This is a genomic window from Streptomyces sp. NPDC056948, assembly GCF_042674225.1.
Taxonomy (GTDB): domain Bacteria; phylum Actinomycetota; class Actinomycetes; order Streptomycetales; family Streptomycetaceae; genus Streptomyces; species Streptomyces purpurascens.
Genome location: NZ_JBHUQX010000053.1, coordinates 1 through 25,172, shown reverse-complemented (window position 1 = coordinate 25,172; position 25,172 = coordinate 1). Strand labels below are relative to the sequence as shown.

General features: G+C 70.1%; 26 protein-coding genes and 2 pseudogenes. 5 read left to right on the top strand and 23 right to left on the bottom strand.

Translation table 11 applies throughout. From position 1 onward, the window contains the following. The first annotated feature begins 7 nt into the window (after positions 1–7). The 5 genes and pseudogenes from ACFTZL_RS09710 (at position 8) to ACFTZL_RS09690 (ending at position 3,195) form a co-directional block, all read left to right on the top strand. Positions 8–316, top strand: a complete 309-nt coding sequence (locus tag ACFTZL_RS09710; protein WP_003993268.1) for a DUF2469 domain-containing protein — start codon at positions 8–10, stop codon at positions 314–316. 87 nt (positions 317–403) lie between these two features. Next, on the top strand, positions 404–805 hold the full coding sequence (locus ACFTZL_RS09705; RefSeq protein ID WP_382579994.1) for a YraN family protein: 402 nt from the start codon (positions 404–406) through the stop codon (positions 803–805). Beyond that, positions 805–1,095, top strand: a pseudogene (locus tag ACFTZL_RS09700) (magnesium chelatase domain-containing protein); the annotation flags it as partial. The gene ACFTZL_RS09705 and the pseudogene ACFTZL_RS09700, both read left to right, overlap by 1 nt. Position 1,096: 1 nt before the next feature. Then, complete coding sequence (locus ACFTZL_RS09695) at positions 1,097–2,701, top strand: recombinase family protein (RefSeq protein WP_382579993.1); 1,605 nt, start codon at positions 1,097–1,099, stop codon at positions 2,699–2,701. A gap of 260 nt (positions 2,702–2,961) precedes the next feature. Further along, complete coding sequence (locus ACFTZL_RS09690; protein ID WP_382579992.1) at positions 2,962–3,195, top strand: helix-turn-helix transcriptional regulator; 234 nt, start codon at positions 2,962–2,964, stop codon at positions 3,193–3,195. Positions 3,196–3,244: 49 nt separating this feature from the next. Here the strand turns inward: ACFTZL_RS09690 and tgmC are convergent, their stop codons facing one another. From tgmC to ACFTZL_RS09575, 23 genes and pseudogenes are all read right to left on the bottom strand, one after another. After that, positions 3,245–4,363, bottom strand: coding sequence for an ATP-grasp peptide maturase system methyltransferase (gene tgmC, locus ACFTZL_RS09685; RefSeq protein WP_382579991.1), 1,119 nt, complete (start codon positions 4,361–4,363; stop codon positions 3,245–3,247). Beyond that, positions 4,360–5,307 (bottom strand): ATP-grasp ribosomal peptide maturase, encoded by a 948-nt coding sequence (gene tgmB / locus ACFTZL_RS09680; RefSeq protein ID WP_382579990.1) that lies wholly within the window; start codon positions 5,305–5,307, stop codon positions 4,360–4,362. Before tgmB ends, tgmC begins: the two co-directional genes overlap by 4 nt. Continuing rightward, the gene (gene tgmA, locus ACFTZL_RS09675; protein ID WP_382579989.1) at positions 5,304–5,594 is read right to left on the bottom strand and encodes a putative ATP-grasp-modified RiPP; all 291 of its coding nucleotides are present in this window, start codon (positions 5,592–5,594) and stop codon (positions 5,304–5,306) included. Before tgmA ends, tgmB begins: the two co-directional genes overlap by 4 nt. 943 nt (positions 5,595–6,537) lie before the next feature. Next, positions 6,538–7,719 (bottom strand): helix-turn-helix domain-containing protein, encoded by a 1,182-nt coding sequence (locus ACFTZL_RS09670; RefSeq protein WP_382579988.1) that lies wholly within the window; start codon positions 7,717–7,719, stop codon positions 6,538–6,540. A 96-nt stretch (positions 7,720–7,815) separates the two neighbouring features. Continuing rightward, entirely contained in the window at positions 7,816–8,457 is a 642-nt protein-coding gene (locus ACFTZL_RS09665; RefSeq protein WP_382579987.1) for an HAD family hydrolase, read from the bottom strand. A gap of 778 nt (positions 8,458–9,235) precedes the next feature. Continuing rightward, a complete protein-coding gene (locus ACFTZL_RS09660) occupies positions 9,236–9,586 on the bottom strand; it encodes a hypothetical protein (RefSeq protein ID WP_382579986.1) in 351 nt (116 codons plus the stop codon). A 13-nt stretch (positions 9,587–9,599) separates the two neighbouring features. Further along, on the bottom strand, positions 9,600–9,971 hold the full coding sequence (locus tag ACFTZL_RS09655; RefSeq protein ID WP_382579985.1) for a hypothetical protein: 372 nt from the start codon (positions 9,969–9,971) through the stop codon (positions 9,600–9,602). A gap of 4 nt (positions 9,972–9,975) precedes the next feature. Then, the gene (locus ACFTZL_RS09650) at positions 9,976–10,806 is read right to left on the bottom strand and encodes an N-acetylmuramoyl-L-alanine amidase (protein ID WP_382579984.1); all 831 of its coding nucleotides are present in this window, start codon (positions 10,804–10,806) and stop codon (positions 9,976–9,978) included. A gap of 91 nt (positions 10,807–10,897) precedes the next feature. Beyond that, positions 10,898–11,422 carry a hypothetical protein gene (locus ACFTZL_RS09645; protein WP_382579983.1) on the bottom strand — a complete coding sequence of 175 codons (525 nt, stop codon included), beginning with the start codon at positions 11,420–11,422 and terminating at the stop codon, positions 10,898–10,900. A 12-nt stretch (positions 11,423–11,434) separates the two neighbouring features. After that, positions 11,435–15,211, bottom strand: a complete 3,777-nt coding sequence (locus ACFTZL_RS09640) for a hypothetical protein (RefSeq protein ID WP_382579982.1) — start codon at positions 15,209–15,211, stop codon at positions 11,435–11,437. Continuing rightward, entirely contained in the window at positions 15,211–18,576 is a 3,366-nt protein-coding gene (locus tag ACFTZL_RS09635) for a phage tail tape measure protein (protein WP_382579981.1), read from the bottom strand. Before ACFTZL_RS09635 ends, ACFTZL_RS09640 begins: the two co-directional genes overlap by 1 nt. Positions 18,577–18,803: 227 nt before the next feature. Beyond that, entirely contained in the window at positions 18,804–19,334 is a 531-nt protein-coding gene (locus ACFTZL_RS09630; protein ID WP_382579980.1) for a hypothetical protein, read from the bottom strand. Further along, positions 19,334–19,807 (bottom strand): phage tail tube protein, encoded by a 474-nt coding sequence (locus ACFTZL_RS09625; RefSeq protein ID WP_382579979.1) that lies wholly within the window; start codon positions 19,805–19,807, stop codon positions 19,334–19,336. The genes ACFTZL_RS09630 and ACFTZL_RS09625 overlap by 1 nt, the downstream gene beginning before the upstream one ends. 10 nt (positions 19,808–19,817) lie before the next feature. Continuing rightward, the gene (locus tag ACFTZL_RS09620) at positions 19,818–20,249 is read right to left on the bottom strand and encodes a minor capsid protein (protein WP_382579978.1); all 432 of its coding nucleotides are present in this window, start codon (positions 20,247–20,249) and stop codon (positions 19,818–19,820) included. Then, positions 20,246–20,596 (bottom strand): hypothetical protein, encoded by a 351-nt coding sequence (locus ACFTZL_RS09615; protein WP_382579977.1) that lies wholly within the window; start codon positions 20,594–20,596, stop codon positions 20,246–20,248. Before ACFTZL_RS09615 ends, ACFTZL_RS09620 begins: the two co-directional genes overlap by 4 nt. An 11-nt stretch (positions 20,597–20,607) precedes the next feature. Beyond that, positions 20,608–20,922 carry a hypothetical protein gene (locus ACFTZL_RS09610; protein WP_382579976.1) on the bottom strand — a complete coding sequence of 105 codons (315 nt, stop codon included), beginning with the start codon at positions 20,920–20,922 and terminating at the stop codon, positions 20,608–20,610. Next, entirely contained in the window at positions 20,919–21,647 is a 729-nt protein-coding gene (locus tag ACFTZL_RS09605; RefSeq protein ID WP_382579975.1) for a hypothetical protein, read from the bottom strand. The genes ACFTZL_RS09610 and ACFTZL_RS09605 overlap by 4 nt, the downstream gene beginning before the upstream one ends. Continuing rightward, positions 21,644–22,297: a hypothetical protein gene (locus tag ACFTZL_RS09600; RefSeq protein WP_382579974.1), complete on the bottom strand. Its 654-nt coding sequence runs from the start codon at positions 22,295–22,297 to the stop codon at positions 21,644–21,646. Before ACFTZL_RS09600 ends, ACFTZL_RS09605 begins: the two co-directional genes overlap by 4 nt. Positions 22,298–22,372: 75 nt before the next feature. Further along, a complete protein-coding gene (locus ACFTZL_RS09595; RefSeq protein WP_382579973.1) occupies positions 22,373–22,885 on the bottom strand; it encodes a hypothetical protein in 513 nt (170 codons plus the stop codon). Then, on the bottom strand, positions 22,885–23,313 hold the full coding sequence (locus ACFTZL_RS09590) for a hypothetical protein (protein ID WP_382579972.1): 429 nt from the start codon (positions 23,311–23,313) through the stop codon (positions 22,885–22,887). The genes ACFTZL_RS09595 and ACFTZL_RS09590 overlap by 1 nt, the downstream gene beginning before the upstream one ends. After that, positions 23,310–23,696, bottom strand: coding sequence for a hypothetical protein (locus ACFTZL_RS09585; protein ID WP_382579971.1), 387 nt, complete (start codon positions 23,694–23,696; stop codon positions 23,310–23,312). Before ACFTZL_RS09585 ends, ACFTZL_RS09590 begins: the two co-directional genes overlap by 4 nt. Before the next feature lie 56 nt (positions 23,697–23,752). Beyond that, positions 23,753–24,703: a P22 phage major capsid protein family protein gene (locus ACFTZL_RS09580; protein WP_382579970.1), complete on the bottom strand. Its 951-nt coding sequence runs from the start codon at positions 24,701–24,703 to the stop codon at positions 23,753–23,755. Between the two features lie 13 nt (positions 24,704–24,716). After that, positions 24,717–25,172: pseudogene (locus ACFTZL_RS09575) on the bottom strand (hypothetical protein); the annotation flags it as partial.

Below are 25,172 nucleotides of genomic sequence, written 5' to 3'. Positions count from 1 at the left end.
ACATGCCATGAGCGCCGAGGACCTCGAGAAGTACGAGACCGAGATGGAGCTGAAGCTCTACCGGGAGTACCGCGATGTCGTCGGTCTGTTCAAATACGTGATCGAGACCGAGCGGCGCTTCTACCTGACCAACGACTACGAGATGCAGGTGCACTCGGTCCAGGGTGAGGTGTTCTTCGAGGTGTCCATGGCGGATGCCTGGGTGTGGGACATGTACCGGCCGGCGCGGTTCGTGAAGCAGGTTCGGGTTCTCACGTTCAAGGACGTGAACATCGAGGAGCTGAACAAGAGCGATCTCGAGCTGCCGAGCGGGTGACGTTCAGCGACGTTCACCCAGGTGGGTGAGGAGGTTGTCCACAACCGCTGAGCCATCCACCAAGATCCACTTCGTGGAGGCGGGTGCGTGATCGTTGGCGCCGGAGGTGGTGCCGACATGAACGCACATCGGGCGCGCAGTGCCATGGGGAAGTACGGCGAGAGCCTGGCCGCGCGGCGGCTGGCCGAGGCCGGTCTGACGGTCGTCGAGCGCAACTGGCGCTCCGGCCGGACGGGTGAGATCGACATCGTGGCCAGGGACGGTGACGTCCTGGTCGTCTGCGAGGTGAAGACCCGCAGGGAGGGCCCCTTCGAGCATCCGATGGCGGCCGTGACCCCGCAGAAGGCGGACCGGCTGAGGGATCTCGCCGAGCGGTGGATCCAGAGCCACGGGGGCGCACCGCCCGGCGGGGTCCGCATCGACGTGGTCGGCGTGCTGCTGCCGTACCGCGGCGCGGCCGTGGTCGAGCATGTGCGGGGGGTGGCCTGATGGGATTCGCCCGTACGTGTTCGGTGGCGCTGGTGGGCGTCGAGGGTGTGGTCGTCGAGGTCCAGGCCGATCTCGAACCGGGTGTCGCGGCGTTCACGCTGGTGGGGCTGCCCGACAAGAGCCTGACGGAGAGCCGGGACCGGGTGCGCGCCGCGGTCGTCAACTCGGGCGCGTCCTGGCCGCAGAAGAAACTCACGGTGGGCCTGAGCCCGGCCTCCGTCCCGAAGTCCGGCAGCGGCTTCGACCTGGCGAACTCCAGCGGAGTGCGGTCCTTCTGTGCCAGGCTGAACCATGGCCATCGACGCACCCGGCATCCCGACCCGCGCCCTCATCTACTGCCGCATCAGCCGCGACCGCGAAGGTGCCGGCCTCGGCGTCGAGCGGCAACGCGAGGACTGCGAAGCCCTCGCCAAGCAGCTCGGTGTGGAAATCGTCGAGGTCTACACAGACAACGACCTGAGCGCCTACAGCGGCAAGCCGCGCCCCGGGTACCAGCAGCTCCTCGCCGACCTGCGAGCCGGGCGCGCAGACACCGTCCTGGCCTGGCACACGGACCGCCTCCACCGCTCCCCGGCGGAGCTGGAGGAGTACATCGACGTATGCGAGCCGCGCCACGTGCAGACCCGCACGGTCAAGGCTGGCCATCTCGACCTGTCCACCGCCACCGGCCGCATGATTGCCAGGCAGCTCGGTGTGCAGGCGCGCTACGAGGTGGAGCGGATGGTCGAGCGGCAGAAGCGCAAGCGTGACGAGATGGCCGCCCACGGCAAGTTCTTCGGTGGACGTCGCCCGTTCGGGTACGAGGCCGACGGAGTCACTCCACGGAACCTCGTGTGCTTCGGGTGCGGACGCGACGACGCCGACGACTTCACCCTCACCGTCTCCTGCCAGGAGTGCGGCGCCACCGACGGCATCGACGGATGGGCCTGCACCCGGTGCAAGGCACCGAACGGCCGGCACATGTGGGCCAACTGCCGCAGCTGCGCGGCAGCCGCCAACGTGCTCGACGACAGCGAGTTCGCGCGCATCCGCCAGGCCGCGAACTCCGTGCTCGCCGGAGGGTCGCTGCGGGCCATCGCCTCGGAGTGGAACGCCATGGAGCCGCCCGTGCGGACCAGCACCGGCCACCGCTGGGAGGGGGCAGAGGTCGGGGCCATGCTGCGGCGGCCCAGGAACGCGGGCATCCTCGTGCACCGCGGCCAGGAAGCCGGGCCGGGCAGCTGGCCGGCGGCCCTGGACGAGCCGACCTGGCGCAGCCTCGTCGCCCTCCTGGACGATCCGTCGCGGAAGACCACGCCGGGCAATGAGCGCAAGCATCTCGGGACCAACCTGTACGAGTGCGGGAAGTGCTCTACCGGCGTGCGCGTGGTCACGAGCAACAAGAGCAGCAAGAAGTACGCCACGGCCTACGCGTGTCGCGCTGAGAGCAACCACGTGAACAGGACGTCGGTGCCCGTAGATCAGTACGTGCAGATGCTGGTCCTCGAGCGGCTGGGCCGTCCAGATGTGGCTGACCTCTTGGCCGCGCGGGAGGACCCGGTGGACGTGCGCGGTGCCCAGCGGCAGATGCGCGAGGCCCGGCAGACCCTGGACGCCCTGGCGGCGGCCCTCGGTGCGGGAGAGATGGACATTCAGGAGTGGCGTGTCGCCCGGCAGTCTGCTCGTGACCGGCTGGAGCAGGCGGAGAAGGTACTGGCGCGAGCCGTCGAGGTGAACCCTGTGGTGGGTCTTGTGGGGTCTGAGGACCTCGAGGGGGACTGGAACCGGTTGGACCTGTCTCGGAAGCGGGCGGTGATCTCGTTCCTGATGACGGTGAAGCTGTTCCCGGGCCGGAGGGGGCGGCTGCCGGGCGGGACGTACTTCGATGCGGAGTCTGTCCGTATCGAGTGGAAGTAGGGCGGCGCCCCCGCCCCAGGGGGCCCGGGGTGGGGGCGCCTAGGCCGGGTCGCCGTGCCTGGGGGGCGAACGGCGGCCGACCGGCCGTGGGGGGCGAGACCAGCTTTTGCCGGGACTATGCCTTAGGCAAGAGTCTGCCCTTAGTGATCACTCGAACGTGTGTTTTCCCTGTCTAGGGCTTGCGGAGTTACGGGAAAGCGCTCTCGCGATGTACCAGAGATGGTACAGACATAGATCATCACCCAGACCAGCGTGTACCCGTGCCAACCGATCCGATGCCCGCCTGGGTGATCACCCGCCGACGCAAGATCGGGGACAACGTACGAGCCGCTCGTAACGCGAAGAAGATCAGCCAGGAACGGCTCGCCGAATTAGTTGGGCTCGACCGCAAAACTGTCAACCGGATCGAGCAGGGCACGCACGCGACGCTCATCGATCATCTGCTCCTGGTTGCTGCCGCTCTGGACACGTCGCTCTCCGACCTCGTGCGGTAGGCGAAGGCCCGCCCGACGGCCCGAAGGCGAGACGGGGCCAGCCTCGGGCCTACCAGCAGATGGTCTGGCCCTCCGGGGCGACGGTGACGGTGAACTCCTCGAGGCTCGGCGCTCCTGCATGCCGCCACCGGCCGAGCTGCTCCTCCACCACGTCCCACAGGGGAGCCGGGCCGTCCTGGCGGACGAGCCACTGGCCGGCGTCCTCGTAAATGGCGGCCCACGAGCCGGTCTCGGTGTCGACCAGGACTTCCTCGGTGCGGCCGTCCCGGTCCAGGGTCAGCCGCTGAGCGCCCGGTACGGCGAGCTGCACGATGAAGCGGGTCGTCCAGTTGTTCAGCACGTCGGAGCCGATGACGGTCTCCCGCTCCTTGCCCTCGTCGAGGTTCGGAAGCAGGCCGAGCGGCGGCGGCAGGTGCGGGCGAGCGAGCATGAAGGACACCCCGCCGCCGAGCAGCGGTCCGGACGCCGTGCCGTCCTCGTGGACCGTGAGGCGCGCAAGCTCGGACGAGCCGAGCCAGCCGCCGATGCTAGCCAGGATCAGGCCGCCGGTGCGGGTCTGCTCGATCCACGCCGGAGGCACCGTGCGCACGCCGCACGTGGCGATGACCCTGCCGTACGGAGCCCCGCCGCCGTGGCCGCGCAGACCATCGCCGGTGACGAGCGTGGGGTACATCTCGAGCCGGCCGAGGGCTGTCTGTGCCCGCGCGGCCACGTCCCCGTCGTACTCGATCGAGGTGACGTTGTCCTCGCCGAGCCGTGCGCAGAGCACAGCGGTGGAGTAGCCGGTGCCGGTCCCGATCTCCAGCACCTGATGCCCGTCCTCGACCTGGAGGGACTCGAGCATGCGCAGCACGAGGGAGGGCAGCGTGCTGGAACTGGTGGGCTCGCGCGTGATCTGGCCGCGGATGTTGTCCGGCACGATGGTGCCCGCGATCTGGGTCACGAGCGACTCGTCCGCGTAGCAGCCGTCCAGCCACCCCGCCTCGCCTTCCCGGACGGACTCCCACGCTGTGGGCGCCGAGCCGTCCACCGTGCGGAAATAGCCGCCGCGCAGGAACTCGTGCCGGGGGACCGCGGCGGCCGCGCGCTTCCACGGCTCGGTGCGCAGGCTGCCGTTCGCCGTCATCCTGTCGAGGAGCTGCCTGTGGAGCTCTGCTTGATCGGTCACGTCTGCCTCTCCAAGAGGTCTGCCAGGGCTGCGCACATGGGCAGACCCGTCTCGGTCTCCAGCCAGTACCACTGGCCGCTCGGGTTGCACTCCAGGAACCACCATCGGCCCTCGCCGTCGATGGCGAAGTCGAACGCCCCGAAGACCAGCCCGAAATGGTCCATGTAGTGGTGGAGGGCAGGGACGGTCCCCAGCGGCGCGTCGACAGGTGTGTAGGACAGCTTGCTGTAGTCGGTGCGCCAGTCGAGGAGGTCGGAGTCGATGCGCACGCAGAAGACCTCGCGGCCGATGACGGTCACGCGGACGTCGGCGACCTTCGGGATGCGCTTCTGGAACAGGTGCGCGGTGCCCGCCACATCGTCGTCGATGTCCGCAGTGGACACCTCGGCGACCTTGACGACGGACGAGACGCCGTCGACCAGATAGATCGGGTTGTACAGCGGCTTGTAGATGGCCGGGCCGTACGCCTTGATGAACTCGCGGGCGGCGTCGGGGCTGGAGGTGACCAGGGTGGGCGGCACCAGGAGCCCGGCCTCGACCGCTACGGCCAGCCCGGACGGCTTGAACTCGGCATCCCCGATGCGGTGCGGGTGGTTGACGTACAGGCAGCCGGGCAGCGAGGCCAGGACTCCGCCGAGCCCGTACCGGGCCTGGGTGATGGCGAACTTGGCGTCCTGCTCGTCGAGGTGCGGGAACGCGAACCCCGTCGGCCGGCGGTAGTACAGGGCACGGACGTTGGCCAGGTCTGCGGTGCGGGTGGGGGTGTGCAGGAGGCCGTGCAGGCCGCGCTGGGTGATCTGTGCCTCCACCGACAGTGATGCGGGGAAGTCCCCCGAGTCGAGCCGCACGACCGGGATGTCCCGGTCGTGCAGCTCGCTGATCACCACGTCGGCGGTGGGGTCGTGCAGGCTGGTGACGACCAACACCGGACGTGGATCGCTCACTGGTCGGTGTCGTTTCCGGTGTCGGTGTCCCCGTTGCCCTGGCCGTCCGGGCTGGTGCCGGTCGATGGGTTGGTGCCGCTGGACGTGCCGTGCTTGCCCATCTCCATGACCTGGCCGGCGCTGTCGAAGAACACGGCCAACTGGGTGGCCTCATCCATGCGGACGCTGGCGTAGGCGGGGGCCATGGTGGGGTAGGGCGCCATGCGGCCGATTCCCCACGGGCGGGCGGTGACGAGTCCCTGCGGGATCGCGGGGCCCGTGGGCAGACGGTCAGAGTGAACGAACATGCCTCTCCCTGGTGTCGTTGTGGTGGAGTGTGCAACCCGCCCCGGCGCTTGACCTGTCCAGGGTTTCGCCGCCGGGACGGGAGTTCTTGGAGGTCGGTCAGGTGCCGCGGCGTCCGCAGGTACCGGCGACGCCCTGGAGAGGGCTTCGTAAGGCAGTGCATGGCTGGCAGGCGTACACCTCGACGTCGAGCGTGTGGGCGCCGACCGAGCCGCGGGATATGCCCGCGCTGGTACCGCCGTTCCTCAGTGAGGCGCTGCACCAGCAGCAGTCCCATCCCTGGTACTGGCGATACGTCAGCTCGGTCGGAGGCGGCGGTGGCGCGGAGAGCGTCATGGCGCACCTTGGGATGCGAGACGCCGCAGGCTAGTTCCGTCGGCACAGTGCTGATTGCGGAGACACACACCGCACTGCGAGACGTGGAGCTTGTAGACCTCGGCCGCCTTCTCCCGAACGCACTTTCCGCAGCCGCGAGGGAAGATCTGTCCCCCGCCGGGGCTCGGACGTTGACCGAGGTCGCGCGCGGTGTACGGGATGAGGCCGGCGCCGCACCACACGCAGATCGTGCCCTCGGTCTGCCGCTTCGACAGGGTGGAGACGTTCGGCAGCGGCAGCATCGCGAGGGGCCCGGCGCCGGCAGCTTCCAGGGCCGGCATCAGCTTGCCAGCCCGGCGTCCTGCGCAGGGGCCTTGTGGCACCCGCAGGACACGATGTTCCAGACACGTCCGGTCCCTCGCTGGGCGTGGCCCGCCGGGGAAAGGGGGCGGCTGACGGCGCCGCAGTACCAGCAAGCGCGCCCGTGTAGACGGGCGATACTCACGGCACCGTGGACCCTGACTAGCGGCTCGGTGCGGCTGCTCATCACGGCTCCCATCTGCCCGTTCGGTGGCTACGGAGAGATGATGGGCCGCTACAAGGGGCACAAGGGATACAGCGTGTATCCCCTCAGATGGCGCCGATCCAGTCGGCGAAACTGGTCAGCGATTCGGCGTCTGCTCGTTTCAGGCGGCGCACCGTTGCAGCGGCCTCGCGGGCCCACGGGTGCTCGCGGGTGTGCTGAGGCGCGATGTGCCGAGCGACCTTCAGAGATTCGAAGGCGTCGTCAGGGCGCCCGGCCCAGACCTGGGCGCGGGCCAGCTCGATCCAGAACCCGGACTGCCGCTCGGCCGGCAGAGACTCCGGGGGTGTCCACTCCTCCGCTACGTCGAGGGCGCGCTGAAGATGGTCCTGGCCCAGGCTGATCGCCACGGACACCTCGTGGGCGCGCACGGAGTCCGGGCCGAACTGGGTGCCGTCGTAGGCGTCCTCGGGGAGTGTGTCGCCCAGGCGGCGAGCGTCCGCGAGGTGCAGAGCGGCGGCGTCGGCGTCGCTGGCTCGCCCGGCGATGACGGCGGCCCGCATGTGCAGCGCGCCCCGGGCTGCGGTCGCGGCCCGGCCCAACGGGCTGGGGCTGGCGTCGATGGCCTGTTCCAGCGCCGTGAGGCCCTGGGTGTGGGCGCGAGCAGCGAAGAAGGTCTCGGTGCGTACGTACGCGGCGGTGGCCTGGGCGATGCGGTCCTCAGTCTGGACGGCGGCCCAGCGCATCAGTTCCACCAGACGGGCGGAGAGGTCACGCGCGCCGAACTTGTAGGCCACGGCGTCCGCTGAGCGGGCGGTGGTGGCGAGGAGGTGGGCCGCGTGCAGCTGCTCGGCGCCGGTGGTGTGGTGGAGCGCCGCGAGGGAGTCGGTGAGGAGCTGCGGGGCGTGCTCGGCGATTCGGGCGTACTGCGCGTTGAGGCGCCACTGCACCAGCAGGCCCACAGCTTGCCCGAGTTCGGGGAGGGGGCGGGGTCTGGCGTCTGTGGGGATGTCGTAGGCGCCGATCGCTGCGGAGATCCCGGGGAGGGCCGCGCGGACGCGGCTGTCGGTGCGGGTGCTGCCGGCGACGATGTGGCTCGGGTCGACGCTGAGGGCTGCTGCGATCGAGTCGAGGGTGTCGTCGCTGGGCGAGCGGGCGCCGCGTTCAACGGCTTTCACGGTGGCGAGGGATACGAAGGCTGCTCGGGCGAGTTGGGCCTGCGTCATCCGGCGGGCGCGGCGGATCGTGGCGATGCGCTGGCCTACCTCGCGCATGCTGAGGCTGGGCATACTGGCTCCGTTCGGTGCGTCCACTCCGAACGGTAGTCGCGACGTCACGCCGCGGGTACTGGCTTGCCCCGCCCGGCCTCGACTGGGCGGGGCGCGCTACCGGCCCACGATCGCGGTCAGATCCATGAGGCTGTCGATCCGCCAGTCAGCAGCCGCCACGACGCTCGGGTCGCCGGCCCACAGATGCCCCCACGGGCCGCGCCGAAGATGCGCGGTGCGCAGCCCGGCCGCTGCCGCAGGGGCGACGTCGTTGGCGGGGTGGTCGCCGACGTACAGCGTCTCGGCCGGGGTCGCCTGCGCCACTTCGATCACGCGGTGGAAGAACTCCGGGGCAGGCTTTGCCACGCCCCACTCCCCGGACGTCACCACCAGATCGGCCGGCAGGTCCAGGGACCGCAGGAGGTCACCCGCGCGGGCGGTCTGGTTTCCGGCGATGACGACCCGCGCGCCGAGACGCTGCAGCGCCGATAGCGCCGGGCGAACGTCCTCGTACAGGTCGCTCTCGTCGAGGTGCTCCCCGCGGCCGGCGGCCTCGCGGGCCCGGTACTCGGCACCAACGTCGATGCCGGGCCGGGCGAGGCGCAGGGCGTCGGCGTTGTCGCGGCCCTGGGCAACAACCGCGCCGACGAGCGCGGACAGGGTGTGCCGAGGGACGTCGAGCCAGTCGGCCCAGGATGCCCAGTACCGGTCATCGCGGGTGATGGTTTCGCCGACGTCGAAGATCACAGCGCGAATCATGGGGGCAGGGTATCTGGGCATGACGAAAGTGCCCCCTCCCGCCCGAAGGCGAGAGGGGGCACCAGTGTTCAGGGGTACTGCCGGCGGGTCGGGTCCAGCCCGGCCGCGAGCGGGCCAGGCAGACCAGGATCCGAATCGCCTTCGGTCGGCTCGCAGCTGTATGCGGTCGAATCGCTCCCGTTGGGGGTGCAGGTGTACGTCACACCGCGGTAGGTGAACGTCCAGCTCGACGGCGGCGACCCCGCAGGCCCCCGCTCGCCCTGCTCGCCACGCTCACCCTGTGGACCAGCCGGGCCTGGATCGCCCTGCGGCCCCGCTGGCCCGTCTGCCCCGGAGCCCCCGGGCGGCCCGGCCGCTCCAGGGCTACCGCCCGGACCCGGCTCGCCCGGGGCACCCGGTGCGCCTGTCGCAGAGGCGCCATCGGCCCCGTCCTGGCCCGGCCGGCCGGGCGAACCGCTCGGCCCAGGTGAGCCGCTCGCCCCAGGCTGGCCCGCCCCGCCATCGCCGCCCCGCTCGCCGGCCGGACCAGGCGGCCCCGTGACCGACTCGCCGGGCTCCCCTCGCGTCCCGGGCGGGCCTCCCACCGGCGTCCCGCCCAGATCCTCCACCTGTCGCGCCAGCGCGTCACGAGCCGCGTACTCCGCCCGCAGGTCCCGCGACAGGTCCACCACCATCACGGCCAGGGCGACGAGGAACCCGAGGGCGATCAGGCCAGTGAGCACGAGCAGCAACTCGGCGCGTGGGGCCCGCCAACGGCGCCGGCGTCTGTGTGCTCGGCTCATTTCGCCACCACCGCCCACACCGCGATTGCCGCGCACAGCAGCCCCATCAGGACGGGCACGATCATCTGGTACAGGCGGGCCTGTCTCTCACGCTCGCGGCGATCGCGTTCGTCACGCTGGTACTGCTCGAAGGCGTTTTCCAACGCTTCGTTGGCGTCCTTAGCTTTCTGTAGTTCCTGGGCCAGCTGGTTGATGCGCTGGTCCGTGTAGGCGGACTGGAGGGCGTACACCTCGGTCGAGACGACTTTGTCGAGGCGGGCGTTGATGCCCTGCCCCATCGCTTGAACCTCTTGGCGCAGGGCTGCGACCGCGCGCCCGAGTTCGCCGACGCTCAGCTCGTCGGGCACGTGCCGCTCCTATCTACGCGGCCTTGACGACGCTGGACTGCTCCAACTTCATCGCCGGAATTGGGGCCGTCACCTGCGGGCGGATCACAACCAGGGCCAGTCCGCCCTCGATCAGCAGCATCCACAGGGCCTGCGTCTCCGCGCTCATCTCCAGGCCGAAGCCGAGGAACAGAGCGAGGGCGCCGTGGCCGAGGTTGACGAGCGCTGCGAACGCGGCGCCGGTCTTGAGGATGAACGCCTCGGCAACGGCCACGACGCAGGCCAGGAACGCCATGACGAGGGCCTGCTGGTCGGCGGTGACGCCGAGCCCGTAGGCGGCGCCCAGCTTCAGGGTGAGCGCGATGAACGCGAGGATCGTCGCGGGCTCTCTACCGAAGATCTTCATGAGGTCAGTCCTTCACGGTAAAGCCGTAGGCGGTGCCCAGGCGGGTCAGGGATTCCTTGCCGAAGAGGCCGTCGGCGGCCTGGCCGGGCTTGCGGCCGCGGAAACCGCAGCGCTCCTGCCACTCCGAGACGGCCGGCAGGGTCACGGTGCCGAGGGAGCCGTCGACCCACCGCTTGGCCAGCAGCCCGGCCTTGTACAGGGCGGTCTCGACGACGAGCGCTTCGGCCCGGTAGGTGGTGCCGCCCTGCGGCAGGCCCGGGTCACGACGCTGCGCGGCCTGGATGTGCGCGAGGGACACGGACGGCTTGCTCGTGCCGGTCGCAGGCGGCACCGGCTTGCCCGCGCGGGACACGATGGCGGGCAGCAGCTCGGCTCGGAACTGCGAGGCGCGCTTGTCGCCGGGGCACTTGGTGCCGGACGGCGACCACTGGGGGAACATCCGATGGATGCCGAAGCCGGAGTCGGCGCCACTGCGGCAGGCCCGCAGAGCGACGCGGTGGGTACGGTGCGCCCACACCCCCAGGTCGGTCAGGGCCTCGAGCTGGTCGTCCGTCCACGGGTCCGATGCCTGCGTGTTGGACGCCGTCTCCACGCTGATCGCTCCGGAGCCGTCAGAGCGGCGGTTGGCCTGGTAGTTCGCATCGGCCCTGGTGGTCGTCGACAGGTACTGACCGAGGCTGCCGTCGAAGTCCACGCCGAAATGCGACTCCAGCGACGTGCTGTTCTTCCAGTACGCGTACAGGCGGTGCTCGTCCCACGGCGCGACGATGCTGTGGAAGAGCATCTGTGTGGGGCGGATGGTCGGCTGCTCTCGGGACTCCGGCTGCAGCTCCAACCGGACAGCGTGCTCGTACCAGGCCAAGGGGGCCTCCAGACATGAGAAAGGCCCCGGCCGGTCGGCTCGGGGCGTAGCGGGTGCGGGATGGTCAGGCGGCTGCCTCGTACTCGCCGCGGATCCGAATCGCGTCCGTGGTGGCCCAGGTGAAAGGAGTGGCAGCGTCGATCAGGCCGGTCGGCGTGGCGGCGTAGCCACCCGCGAAGCCGGTCCCGCCGCCGCTGATCTCGAGCTCGAGCGTGGTGGTGCCCGTGAGGCGGGGCCGAAGGGGGATGCGGACACTCGACGGGGTGCCGCCGGTGGCCGAGTCCTGGGCCTCCCCGGACCCGGCAATCAGGGCGGTCCCGGCCGCCGTGACGGGCAGGCTGAAGCGCCAGTTATCGCTCGCGCCGCCGCCACCGAAAGCGGTGGTGCTGCCGAAAGTGATCTCCAGCCGGAAAACCACGAGCGTGGCTGTCTGGGCGTAGCGGGCGAGAATCGTGGCGTTCCCAAAGGTCGGCGTCGCGGCCCCGGTCGACGTGGTCCACACCGGTACCCAGTCCTGCCACGTCGGAGAGATCGACAGCAGCCGGTTCGCGGTCATCCGCATCCCCGGCTGCCAGGGCTCGTACGGCACTCTGGCCTCCTTCTACAGGGCGACGATGGTGGGGGTGGCGAGCCGGACGTCCGTGCCCGCCGACTGTGCCTTGATGACGCCATTGCGGCTGCGGCGCACGGTCCACGTCTGCGGGTTGGCCAGGCGGACGTTGTCGAAGCGCGTCTCCAGGCCGGCGTTGGTGTTGCCGGTGTTCCGGAACGCGCGCACCCCGATGGACGCCGCGGCGGTGAGCGACGTGTCGGCCACGTCGATCTGCCACAGGTCCGGCTCCCGATCGGACGCGAGCCAGATCTTCGCTTTGAGAGCGGTTCCGGTCGCCTGGAAGCGCGTCCGATAGAACGTGCCCGCGGTGTGAGTTAGCGTGCTGGTGTACGTGGCCAGCTGGGTCTCCGTGCCCCCGACCCGTTTGCGGACGGTCAGCAGGATGCCCGCTGCCGTCGTGATCTCCACACGGCACTGGTACAGGTTGTTGTTGTCCACGGCCCGCAGTACCGGCCCGGTGAACACCGAGGCTCCCGTGACCAGAGCCGACGCGGCTACGTCCACGTACAGATCCACGTCCGCAGCAGGCGCCGGCACCAGGGCGAGGTGGGCGATGCCCGTGCTCGGCTGCGCAGCCACCCCGTACCCGGCGCCCACGCTGTGATCCGCGCTCGGCGCCACGGTCCAGGCCTGGCCCGAGTCCGCCTGCCCCCATCCGCCAGCCGCGAACGTACGGGCGAAGGTGTCGCGGACCGAGTCCGCGATCGCGTCCACCGTGACGACCTCCCCGCCGAGCTGGGCGTCGAAGGGAAACTCCTGTGGGCGGCCGCCAGCCGGGCGGATCGTGACCCCGTGGGCCCACAGCACATCCGTCGAGGGCGGGAAATTCGACACCGTCGGCGCTGCGTTCGCGGTGAGCGCCCCGGCCGGGGCCGTCACGGTCGCCTCGAACCACGTCCAGGTGTTGGCCGTGACCGCGAGGCCGTAGGCACTCGTCGAGTCGTACGTCCCGCCGGAGACGAACCAATTGGCGTTCAGGTTGATCGTCCGGGCGATGGCGCAGCGGAGCCAGCCGGAGATGACGTACTGCTGTCCCGCCGTCACCGGCACGGTCGAGGAACCAGCGTTGGGGAACTGGGCCACCCCGTTGGGGACGAACCGCATGGCCCACACGCCCTCGAACGGCCTCGGCTCCGGAGCGGCGACGCGGTCGATCGTGCCCCCGTTGCCGAACCAGCCGGACAAGTCCGTCTCGAAGTAGCCGTTGGCCGTGAGCGCGGGCAGCGCGGTGACCCACACCGGGCCGTCAGTGGCTTGCACGGTCAGCGCGGTGTCGTCCTCGTCGACCGCGGCGGCCAGGAGGCTGCCGTCGGTGTCGACCCGACCGAGGACCGGATCCTCCACGACCCCGACCCGCCAGGGCGAGCCCGGCGCGCACACGAAATCGATCTCCCACGTGCGGACGCCGACGCGCCCAGTGAGGCCCTGCACGATCAGATCCACCGGCCCAGGCGGCAGCCAGTCCGGCAGGTCGGTGATGCGGATCAGGTCGCCTTCGACCATGCCGAGGACGGTGTCGATCAGCTCAGGCGCCCTGTGCAGCCGCACCCTGATGACGGGGTAGCGGGCCTCGTCGACGGTGCCCAGGTGCATCAGCCAGTGCGCCATGGGCTCGGTCTGGTCATCGCCGTACAGGTTGAGAGTGGTCGAGTCGTCGTAGCGGCCCACCCCGAGCGGCGGCGGCTGCACCGACAGCGGCCCCTCCTCGAGGACGGCCCGGCCAGACGAGCCGCCCGTCCTCTCCACCGTGCGGTCGTTTCGTACGGCAGAGTCATCGTCAACCGGCTCCAGCTCGCCCAGCGACCGCGACCGGTACGACAACGTCAGTGCGGGCGCCTGGTTGTACTGCGACGCACGGGACCGGTACCGCAGCCCCAGCCGCTCCCGGTCCTCGACGAGGATCCCGCCGTCCGCGGCCTCGCACTGCCCCAGCTGCTCCAGGAGCGTGCCAGGACGTTGCGGCCCCATCCGTGCCTGCTCGGTGAACGTCCCCGTGACCGTGATGGGGATGCCCTCCTCGGCGCCGATGCGGAGCAGCCGCGCGCCGGCGGTTTCGCCGTCGTAGCCGGAGTCAGCGCTCTCGAAAATCTTGGTGTCGGTGGCCTGGAACACGGCCAGGTGCCCGAAGCTGGTGCCTTCCAGCCCGGCCCCGAAGGAGGACCGGACGTTGGTGACCACGCCCACGGTGCCCGCGAAGGTGCCCGTGTGGAAGTAGCCGGTGGGGAAGCCTGTGTTCAGCCAGCCGAGGTCGACCCGGACGTTCGCCCCTTCCTGCCGGGCGAACACGCGCACCCGGTTCCAACTGGTGAAGAAGGACGGGTCCGTGCCTGCTGTGGTCGAGGTCAGCAGCAGCTGCGTCCCCTCCCTGTCGAGCACCTCCAGCTGCACCACGTTGGTGCCCACTCGGACCCGGTACAGATTCCCGGTCCCGGAGGCTTGGATCTCGTACAGCACCGTGTTCGCCACTGGTGCCACCGGGATGTAGTTGACCAGCTCGACCTGCCACGGGCCCGTCCCGGAGGCAGGCGGCGGCACGCTCGCGGAGAAGCTGCCGCCGGCCTGGACCTCGGGAAGCGAAGATGCCCCGCCGAGCCGGTCGTTCGCGGCGAACTCGATGTTCTTGACCGTCATCGGCCGGGCGCCCGGCAGCGCGCTCGCAGCCGAGGTGGCCTCCTGGCCGTCCTCCATCGGCCAGTACGCGATCAGTGTGGAGTCGGACGGGATACGCCGCCTCAGCGTCGATTGGAAGGGCTTGTCGCCCTGGTTGAGGCGGCGCAGGATGCCCGCGCCCTCGCCCTCGACGGTGATGAGATGCCCGCCCCGGCTCCACTTGGCCGGCCAGTCGGAGTACTCGCCGCTGAAGAGGATCTGTTTGTTGGTGATGCCTGCGGACAGCGTCCACGTTCGGCCGGCACTGTCCACGAAGCTGGTGGTGCCCGCAGCTTGCGCCGTGAAGTCTGGGCTTGCGACGAGCGTGCCGCCGATGCCCGAGCGGACCTCTGCCTTGTACGTCCGGCCGACGGCTGCCTGCCGGGGAATGGTGGCGCTGAGCTGTTCTGGGGCGATGCACAGCGGGGCGCTGCTGGAGTAGATCGTCACGACGCCGGTGTCGCTGAGGTCCCCGCCGATCTGGGTCCAGGGCCCGGCGATGGACTCTGCCCAGTACAGGCGCATGGTGTAGCCGCCTGCGCCGTTGTCGGCGTCGAGGGTGCCGCGGAGGGCGGCACGCTTGGGCAGGCCGGAGGGAAGTGGAAGCCAGCCCGCTTTACCCACGGTGCCGTCGGTGGTGGTGTGGAGGTAGAGGTAGCCGTTCTCGATGCGCAGGTGGTACGAGCGGTTGCCCGCAGCCGTGTCCCACTTGCCGATGAGCATGTGGGCGCCGGCCTCGTACCAGTCGGTCTCGCCCTCCCACCGCAGGTCCAGATCGCCAGTGATGTCGAGGGCGGCGGTGTCCGGAGTGGTGGCGCTGTTGGCGGTGCCCGGCAGGTCCAGGTAGCGGGTACCCGTGTGCACGGATACCCGCATTGGCGTGTTCCGGCCGATCTTCCCGAAGTAGGGCGAGCGGGGGTTGCGAGGCGAGTAGAGACCGTCCGGGCTCTTGAGGGTGAGGGAGCAGGAGGCCGGGTCGACCGCCTGCCCCTCGCCCGTACGGCCGCGGGTGTGCGTGATGATGTCCCGCAGCTGCGCGTGCGGCGTGACATCGGTCCACACGCCCCCGATCTGGTACTCGACCCTCGCGCCGAGCGGGTCCTCCGGGAACGCCATCAGCCGCTTCTCCTTCCGGCCAGTACGAGGTCGACGTCGCCGCCGCCCTTCTTGCGGATACCGCGCCGCATCCGCTCCACGAGGTAGTCGTCCTCGGCGCGGCCGGAGGAGCGGAGTTCCAGCACGACGTTCTGCGACGCGGCCGCGCGGGCACGCCCGCTCGCCATGTCCCACGAGCCCGGCGCCGGCGTGTCCACCAGGGACGCCATCGACCGGTTCACGGCGTTCCGCTGGCCCTCCACGCCTCGGATGAGGCCCTGCGCGGTGTACTGGCCGACCAGCGCCATGACGCGGCTCGGGCTCTTGATGCCGAGCGCCTTCTTGATGCTCTTCGACATGCCCTTGGCGATCTTCAGCATCTGCGCCTCGATCGCCTTCTGCTGCTTCTGCAACCCGCGGATCAGACCGTTCGCAGCGTCGATCCCGGCGCCGTACATCGCGTTACCGGCCGTCGCCCCGGCAGAACCGGCGGCGCTGACGAGGAGCTTCTGCTGGGCGTTGATCTGCTTGATCTGGCCGCTGTTCGCGTTGGCCAGAGCAGCAGCCGCCGCCGAGCCCTGCTCCACACCGGCCTGCGCAATCTGGGCCACCAGGTCGGCGCGTACGCCCTTCTTCCGCAGCATCGCGAGATCCTTCGCGAAGGTCTGCGCTGCGACGGTGTCCTGCTGGAGCCCGGCCAGGATGGACCCCGCGGTGACCGGCCAGCCGCCCGTGTTGTCCTTCGACGTGATGTTCGCCGAGTCGAGGACGCCCTTCTTCACGTCCGCGGCGAGCTTGTCGCGGGCCTTGCGCTGGTCGGCGATGCTCTTCGTCGCCGCCTTCATGCGCGCGGCGAGCTTGGTCTCCTGGCCCGCGAGCTTCAGCAGCTGCTTGGTGCCGGAGGAGATCGCCTTGAGGCCCTTGGTCCGGCGCTTGCCCGGGTTGAGGCTGTCGCGGATGATGTCCGCCAGCTTGGTGGACGCGGACTTGACCTGCTTCGACGAGCCGGTCAGGCCGTCGATGAGGCCGCGAGCGATCCAACGGCCCTGCGCGCGCGTCACCTTCGACGGCGACGCGATCCCGAGTGCCTTGGCGATCGGTCCGGGGATCATCGACCGGGCCCAGCCGAGCAGCTTGGACTTGATCCAGCCGCCCATCGACTGAATACCGGACCACAGGCCCTGAACGACCGCGGTGCCCTTGGAGACCAGCAACCTGTTCAGCGAGCCGATCCCAGCAGAGATCTTGCCCGGCAGGGACCGGACATAGCCGATGAAGGCCACGACCTTCTTCGCCGTCGCGACCTGGAAGGCCTGCCAGGCAGCGGCCGCCCGTGCCGCCAGCTTCGACGCCATGCTGGAGACCGCGGACGCCACCTTGCCCGGCATGGTCGTCACCCACGCGACCAAAGCCAGAAGCTTCTTGATCGCCCAGTCCTTCATCTGGCCGAACCAGGCGCTGACCTTGCCGGGGATCTGCCCGAGCCACGCGATGCCGGCCAGGATGCCGTTGACCGCGACCTTGATTTGGTTCACGGCCCACGTCCACGCCGCCAGCGTGTAGGCCTTGACCTTGTCCCAGTTGGCGATGATCAGAGCCACCAGGCCGATGACGATGCCGATGATCCAGCCCACGGGGCCCATTGCGATCAGCCACTGCGCCGCCATGGTCGCCGCCCAGATCACCGCGCGGCCGGCCATCAGCGCGAACTGCGCCACCGTGACAGCGGCAACGCGCAGGATCCCCACCAGCCACGTCGCGGTCATGCGCGCGGCCGACGCCGCCCACACCGCTGCCGTCCGCAATGCGTTGGCCGTCGCGGAAGCAGCCATCGCGATGAACGACCCGACCGCGCGCGCCTTCATCATCGCCCAGGCGCCGGCGGTGCGTGCCGCTGCACCGACCTGGATCGCGGCGCCCTTCACCGCAGAGGCACCCGCCGTGACCCAGCCCCACATCACACGGCCAGCCGCCACGGTGGCCGTGACGCCCATCAGGACGAGAGCCGGGACCAGCACCGCCGTGATGACGCCAGCGGCGATCTTGAAGGCGCCCGAGTGCTCCTTGATGAAGCCGCCCAGCTTGATCACGACGGGGATGACCTGGCCGCCGGTGAAGTCCACCAGCTCCTGCATGGCGCCGCGCTTGAAGCGCTCCAGGTTCGCGGCCGCCGTGTCGTGGACGCTCTTGCCGAGCTTGTCCGCCGCGCCGGTCGCCTTGTTCATGCCGGACGCGGCTGCCGCCGACGCGGGGTCGAGGGCGTACAGGGCATCGCCCATGACGATGCCCGGGTCGCCGAACAGGGCGCCCGCGGCGGCCAGGCGGTCGGTCTCGTTGGTGGTCTTGCGGAGCGCGTCCGTCGTCATCTGGAGCGCTTCCTGGCCCGACTTCCCGCCCTTCTTCAGCTTCGCGACGATGGTGTCGGCGTTCAGGCCGATGCCCTTGAAGGCGTCCTCGACCGGCTTACCTCCGGCCAGCGCGCGCTCGCCGAACTGGCCGATCGCATCAGCGACTTGGTCGCTGTCGCGGGCGCCCTTGGCGATGGCCTGGGTCATGAGGCCAATGGCGGTCTTGCCGTCCAGGCCGACCCGCTTGAACTGGACGCTGTACTCGTTCAGCGTGTCCAGGAAGTCGTCGGCCTTGTTCACATTCGTGGTGAAGCCCTTGGCGATCAGGTCGAGGGCTTCGGTCGAGTTCTTCGCCAGCCCGGTGCGAATCAACTGGGACGCGGCGTTGGTGACCTTCGTCAGGTCCTGCCCGAAGAGCGACGTCAGGTCGGCGACCTTCGTCGAGACCTTCTGGATCTCAGCGTTCGTCGCGTCGGCGTTGATCAGCCCCGAACCCATGACCGAGCCGATGGTGTCGGCGGCCGTCTGGAAGTCCGCGACCACAGCGCTCGTGTACAGCTGGCCCGCGAGCTTGCCGTACCGCTGCGCCTCCGCCGGGGTCTTGCCCAGCTGCGCGCCGAGCCGGGCGGTGATCTGCTCCTGCTCCATAGCCTGCCCGAAGGCGGTCATGAGGACGGCGCCCGCCGCGGCCCCGGCAGCGAGCGCGATCGTCTGGAGCCGGGTCAGGCCGCTCTCCGCCTCGGCGACCGCCTCATCGGCGCCGTCGCCCACGCCGTCTGCGAGGCCGTCACCGACCGCGTCCCCCGCCCGGCGACCGGCCGCGACGAACCGCCCGCGCGCGTTGCGCAGGCGCCCATCAGCGCCGCGGACCAAGCCGTCGCCGAGCCCCTCGCCCGCCTGCTCACCAGCACGGTCGGCATCGCTGCCCATCGCCTGCCCCGAAGCGCGCAGGGCCTGCTCGGCGCGGCGCAGGGCAGGGTCCACGGTGCGGTCGTCGACCGTGAGGATGGCGTTGAGTTCGCCGACCTGGAGCGCCACGGCTCACCTCCGTCGGGTGTTGGACTTGGGTTCCTCGGGAGGGTTGAAGTGGCGCTGCAGACGCGACTCGCAGGAGAGGAGGCCGAGGATTCGGCACTGGAGCCAGCGCCACGTGCGGCGCTGGAGGAGGCCGTTGCCCTCGGCGCGGCCCTCTTCGACGTCGATGCCGTACTCGCTGTGCAGGTCGGCCTCGATCAGCTCCCACCGATCGAGGAGCTTCTGCCAGCTCAGGTCTGCGTACGGTTGCGGCCGCGACCGCCCCTGTTTCGGCGCTGGAGTTCCGCCCTCGTACCACTCGTAGAGGCCGGTGACCGGGTCCCGTTCGCCGCAGCCCCGCCCGAGGAGGCGCGCGACATCTGCCGGCGCTCCGCCCGGTTCCTCGCCGCTTTTCCCGGGGCCTCGCCGGTGGCCCAGTACTGGCGGGCGGTGTCCTCGTCGGTGGTGATCCAGAACATGACCGTCAGGGACACGTGCTTGAACATGGACCAGCTCGTCTCGGCGAGGAGCTTGTCGTAAGCCGGGCCCAGGCAGAGCCGGTACAGGTCCAGCTCTTCCTCGTCGTTGAGGACGGCCGTATCCGGAGCGGTGCCCCCGGCGGCGAGGCGGGCCGCGAGGCTGGTGATGCGCTCGATCTTGACGCCTGCCTGGGCCGACGGGTCAGGAATGTGGTACTCGCGCACCACGCCGTCCTCGCCCTTGACCGGCAGGTCGAGCCCGTCGGAGAGGAAGTCGTCGAGCGCCTCGAACTGGCCCGCCATCAGGCCACCGGGTTCGCGATGAGCTGGAGCGGGCCGGTGCCGGTGAGGGTCATCTCGACCTGGTCCAGGGCGGTGTACTCGCCGCCGGACGGTGCCCACGTCACCAGGGCGGTCCCCTCGTAGGCTTCGGGCAGTCCGTCTCGGTCGTAGTAGCGGACGTGGACCTCGGACGCCGAGCCGAAGGCGAACGAGGCCGTACGGAACGCCTCGTGGGTGGGGTGGTACACCTTCACCTGGTCGTTGATCCGGCGGTTGATGGTGACGCCCAGTTCCCAGGCCTGACCGGTCTTCGTGTTGCCCGCCCAGCCGCCCGAGTCGTAGTCCGAGCTGTCCTCGATGTTGGGCTCGGCGCTCGGATTGAACTCGGTGATGCCGATCACGGACTGCCAGTCGGAGCCGTCCTTGGCGGCGGACAGGTCGATATCCATCTTCCAGCGCCGGGCGAGGGCGTTGGTGGGCGTGGGAGTGCTCATGCCGATCCTCTCAATCGATCAGGTAGGTCCCGGCCCTGTCGGCCCGGAAGTAGTAGTTCGCGGTCAGCTCCATGCGCTGCTGGCTGTCCTGACCGATCCAGGCCTGCGACTGACGCCACGACAGCTGCACGTGGACGTCGCCGCAGTCGTAGTGCCGCCGGTTGTGCAGGGCGTTGAAGACGAGGTCTGCCATGTCGTCGATCGCGTCCGGGGCACGGCCCGCTCGCATGCGGATCTGCACGCCGGTGATCGCGTTGGTGGTGTCGTCGTCGGCGACCGGATAGGCGGTGAGGCCGAGCGCCCGTTCCGGGGAGTCCGGCATGGTGCCGCGGAAGATCCCCGTGGACGGGTCCGAGATCACGCCGTCCGGGTCGAAGACACCGACGCCGGCCTCCTCGAGGAGACCGGCGATTCCGTCGAGGAGGCTGCTCGTGTAGCTCACCGCATCGCCCGCCTCACCTCGGCCGCGATGATCGCTGCCACGTCGGTGCGGGCCGCGTTCAGGCTGTTCTCCAGGTACTTGGCTGTGCGGCCGGGGGCGTGCCGGAAGTCGAGGCGCTCATGCTGGACGACGGCGTACGGGGTGTCGTAGGAGACCATGCCCGTCAGCGAGGGCGGGTCGACGCTGGCTGTGCCGGAGCGCTGGAGTTCCGCCTCGTCGAGCGGCACCACTTCGGTGCTGAGGCCGAGGACGTGCTCGGCAGCGAGGTACACGCCCCGGGCGGCGGCCGACCGTAGTTCGCGCGCCGCTGGAGCCCCGTTGAAGTGAAGCCGGAAACTCTGCGGCACAGGGACCTCCCCTATTCGAGCTGGATTTCCACGTGGTCAGGTGTGGGAAGTCCGCCCCCGTCGCGGTCCTTGAGCTGGATCACGGTGGTGGTCCGGCCGGAGGGGAGAGTCACCCGTGAGAGCGCGGGCGCCTGGGTGCCCGGGTCGGCGTACGCGGTCGTCGTGGAAGTGACCTCCTCGCCGCCCGGGTTGCGGACGGCGCGGGTCTGCTCATCGACGAAGCACCGCACCACCACGGGAGGCCCGTACTTGGGACCCTTGCTGGTGTCGCCCAGGTACGGCTCGACCGTGATCTGGTGCCGCATCAGGTAGCGGGGGATCCTCACAGCGAGGTCACCGCGCCCATGCGGAAGATGTCCGACGTCAGATCCAGGCTCAGGAGGGCATCCCAGGCGGCCGGGGCGATCTGCCGAGCCGGGGCGTCCTCGCCGGACACCGCGGTCACCGACCGGCCCAGATTCACGGAGCCGATGGACACCGAGCCCCAGCCCACCGCGTCCGCGCCCGACGGGTCCCCGACCTCCTCCCACCAGGCGGCCTGGGCGCACACCGCATCCCGGAGTGCTGCGATGACCAGAGGGTGGGTGGGCATGCCGGAGGCCGTGTCGACGTCGTACAGGCAGTAGCGCAGTACCTGCCGCTCCAGCATCCGGGACGCCTGCACCAGCCGTGTTCCGGTGGCCGCCGGCGCGGGCGACGTTCCCCCGGGGTGGGCCGCGTACTCGGCGACCGTGGCGTACACGCGGCCGGTCGCGGGCGCGGTCACCGTGAGCGACTCGGTCGCCGTCACCGGCGAGCTGTTCTTCGTGCCGCTCCACAGGGCTAGGTACAGGCCCGGGGCGAGGTCGACGGCCGGGGTCCAGCCGTAGCCGTACGAACCGGTCGCCGGGTGGGAGACACCTGTGGTGGTCGGGGCGAGGATGACGGTCCCGCCCGCGACGCGAGTGATGCCGATGGTGGGGGCGGTGTCGAGGTCGACGAGGGGGCCGCCCTCGTACTCGCGCCACTGGGAGAGGAGTGCGACGGCCTGCCCTGCGATCACATCCGTCATGGAGTCGTCCCATCCGTGATGAGGCCGAACGCCGCAAGGGCCGCGGCGAGGGACTGCCCAGCCGTGCCGTCGGTCCAAGAGCCGGTCACGGGCTGTCTCACGACGGGAGTGGCTCCCAGGAAACCGACACGAGCTGAGACGCCTGAGGCGAACCGCAGCACCTGCACCCCGTTCGCCGAGTCGACGAGGAGCACGTCATCAGAGCCCGGGGCCATCTGGAACGCCCACCGCTCATCAGCTTCGTCCGGTCCGTTCGCAAGGACGTAGGCCGCGAAGAAGCCGCTGCCTCCACGTCCTACCCGGTTGATTGCCGTGCCGCCGGAGACGAGGAGCAGCTGCCCGTTGACGATGGTGATGGTGCCGTTGACCGTGCCGCCTTCAGTGGACAGCAGGGCCGCCAGCGCCTCGGCCAGGCCGATCACCTGGTCGATGGATACGGCCACCGGGTCGTCGCCGTCCTCGGCGTGCGTGGCGGCGTGGGTGGCGTCGGCCTTCGTTTCGGCGGCCGCATCGACGTAGCCCCGTGAGGCCGCGGCGAGCGCGGTGTCCGGGAAGGAGTCAGGCAGCGTCAGCTCACCCGTCATCGTGTCCCCGGCCTTGGAGACCTTGCGAGCGTCGCCGGTCGTGCTGACGTAGCCAGTCGCGGCCATGGCCCCGTCCTCCCTTCGCAGGTGGCTGGACACGCGACAGGGAGGCCCGGAGGCCTCCCTGTGTCCCGTGCTCGGCTACGCAGACGCGCCGATGATGTGGATGTCGTACGTCACGCCCGTGCCCGCACCCGAGTTGGCCACCTTCAGCAGGTCGGCCGTGCCGGCAGTCACCGCGTACCCGGTCGCGTCCGCCACCCCAGTACCGACGGCGACGAACGCGCCCGGCCTCAGGGTGAGCGTGTGGGTCGCGCCCAGCAGCGTGGCCCACGGGTTGCTGCTCGCGGCCCCGACTACGACGTTGTTGGTGTTCCCGGCCGCCGCGGCGACGATGATGCCCTTGATCCGGGCGAACGTGATCGTCGCCCCGAACGCGTCGACCAGCGACCCGGCCAGGTCGAGATCCTCGGTCCCCGACGCAGCCAGCGTGCGCCGGTCGCTGAACACCCTGTCGGCCTTGCCCGCGCCCGTGCCCGAGCTGAGCGACACGGACCGGCTCAGGCTGTGCGGCGAGCGGGCGGTGCCCAGGTCGAGAGCCGTGGTGAGCTCAGCGAAGGCGCTGACCGCGAGAACGGTTCCGGAGAGCGGCATCAGCTACCGCCCCCGTACCGCTCCACCAGCTGCTCCTTGGTGAGGCCCTCGATGTCCGACTGCCGCTCCGGGTCGTCCTCGACCTTGCGGGCGTAGTCCTGCCACTTCGCCAGGCCCGCGTTCTTCGCCGGGGGCTTGTCGTGGCCGGCCACCTCGCTGTCCTTGACCGGGGTCAGCTCCTGGCCGACGGCCGGTCCGGCAGCCTCCGGGTTCTCCTCTCGGAGTTCCTCGTTGGTGAGCGGGACGTCCGTCGACGGGTCGTGCACACCGGGCGCGGTGAGCGTCGGCCGGGACAGGACACCGTCGTTGACGATCTCCCCCTCCTCGCCCTCGTCGAGGATCTTCCAGTTGTCGAGGGAGTCCAGACGAGCCGACTGGCCGTCCATCTCCACCCGGTCTCCGGTCCGCTGGTTGAAGTAGGTGGTCATGACGCGGGCACCGCCGTCCTGAGGTCGACCTGCACGAGGATCTCGGTCGGCGATCCGGCCGGCGAGGCGAGGACCACCGAGATGTTGTCTCCGGCCGCGCAGGACGCGTTCTGCACGGTGGTGTTCCCCGCCCATGCGTCGGTGCTGGTGGCCATCGGCGAGGCGAGGACGTCGGAGGCGCCCTTCTTCACCTGCACCGTGCCGCCCGTACCGCCAGTGCGGTACGCGCGCACGGCGATGACGCTCGCCGCGGCAGGGACCTTGAAGAGCTGGTAGGTGCCCGCGGTGCCGGAGGCGACGCGGACTTCCTTGCTGTAGGTGCGCGCGGTGGAGGTGTCGACCTCGCCGGCGCGCCCGTCCACGCTGTGGACCTTGTAGCCCATGGGGCTGTCCTTCCTGTGGGGAGAGGAGGCCCGCCCGCGCGGGGCGGGCGCGGGTGTCAGGCCGCGTCGGCGCCCTTGATGAGGACGGCGCGGTTGGCGTCGAGGGTCTTCGTGCCGTACAGGCAGTCGATCGACACGACCATCTGCTTCTTGTCGATGTCGTAGTCGCGGATGATGCGCAGCGCGAACCCCTTGTAGTTCATGATCGCCGCGTCGAGGGCGCCCTGCGGGAGCTCCAGCGGGCGGAACGCAAGGGCGAACGCGGTCTTGTGGAAGGCGACGTTGACCTCGGTGGTCGGCTGCCCGGACGCCGGCGACCCGGCGGGCTGGCCGATGTTCTGCGTCCAGAACGGGTCGAAGCCGGAGACGCGGGCACCCATGGACGCCTCCAGCAGGCCCTCGGTGCTGCCGCGCTTGTCGGCCTGCCGCCACGTCTTCTCCGCCACCCAGCGGGCCTTCGTGGTCGGGCCCGCGATGACGGCACGCTGCGTGCCCGGGACGTTCTTCAGGTCGAGGACGTTGCCCGCCTGGATGAGGACACGGGAGTCCGACCAGGGGTAGTCGCCGTTGTAGCCCGTGTAGTCCTCGCCCGCGGCGTTCGGGGTGGCGTCGCCGACTTCCTGCACGATGTCGTCGCGCAGGGCGAGGATGTCCCGGTCGATCTTCTGAGCGATGGCCTCCATGGCCGGGGTGAGGAGCTGCTCGTCGAAGTCCTGGACCTTCAGCGTCATGTCCTCGGTGGTGACCGCGAAGCTCACGTCGGCGAAGTGGTTCAGCGTCATGTTGACGCTGGTCTCCTGCGCCTCCTGCACCGTGATGCCCGCGGCGCGGTTGTACTCGTTGGCCGTGAACATGGCGGGCTTGCGGATGGTGATCGCGTCGCCCTGCTTGCGGTTGAACTCGGCCTCGTAGTCGCGGTGCACCAGGCTCGCCGCGACGGTGCTCTCGTACAGGTTGGCGAGGGCCTGGCGCGCAATCTGCTGTGCGGTCAGGAACGTGTTGGCCATGGGGTGTTACCTCCTATCCGGCTCGGCGCTTGCGGCGCGCGGCGCGGATCTCGTCGATGTCTTCCGGTTCGGAGGAGCCCCCGGCCCCGCCGTTGAAGTCGCTGCTCGTCCGGTCCGGCGCTGCGGACGCGGCCTTGAGCTTGGGGTTGTCCTCGACGGCCTTCTTGATGAAGTCGCCGACCTTCTTCGCGAACCCCTCGTCGGACGGGTCGAGCTTCGCCAGCTTCGCCATGAAGGACCGGCTGTCGGCCAGCTCGCCCGGGTCCGCCCCGTGCTTGGATGCGCCCTTGTAGATCGCCAGCTCGATGGACGTCCCTCGGTGCGCCTCGCGCTCCTCGGTGATCTGCCCCATCAGCTTCTCGGGGTCCGGCGGGGCTTCCTTCTCGTCCCGGTCCGGGTCGAGGAACTTCGCCAGCTCCTTGGCGAGGGAGTCCCGGGCCTCCTTGGCGGCCTGGTCCTTCGCTTCGAC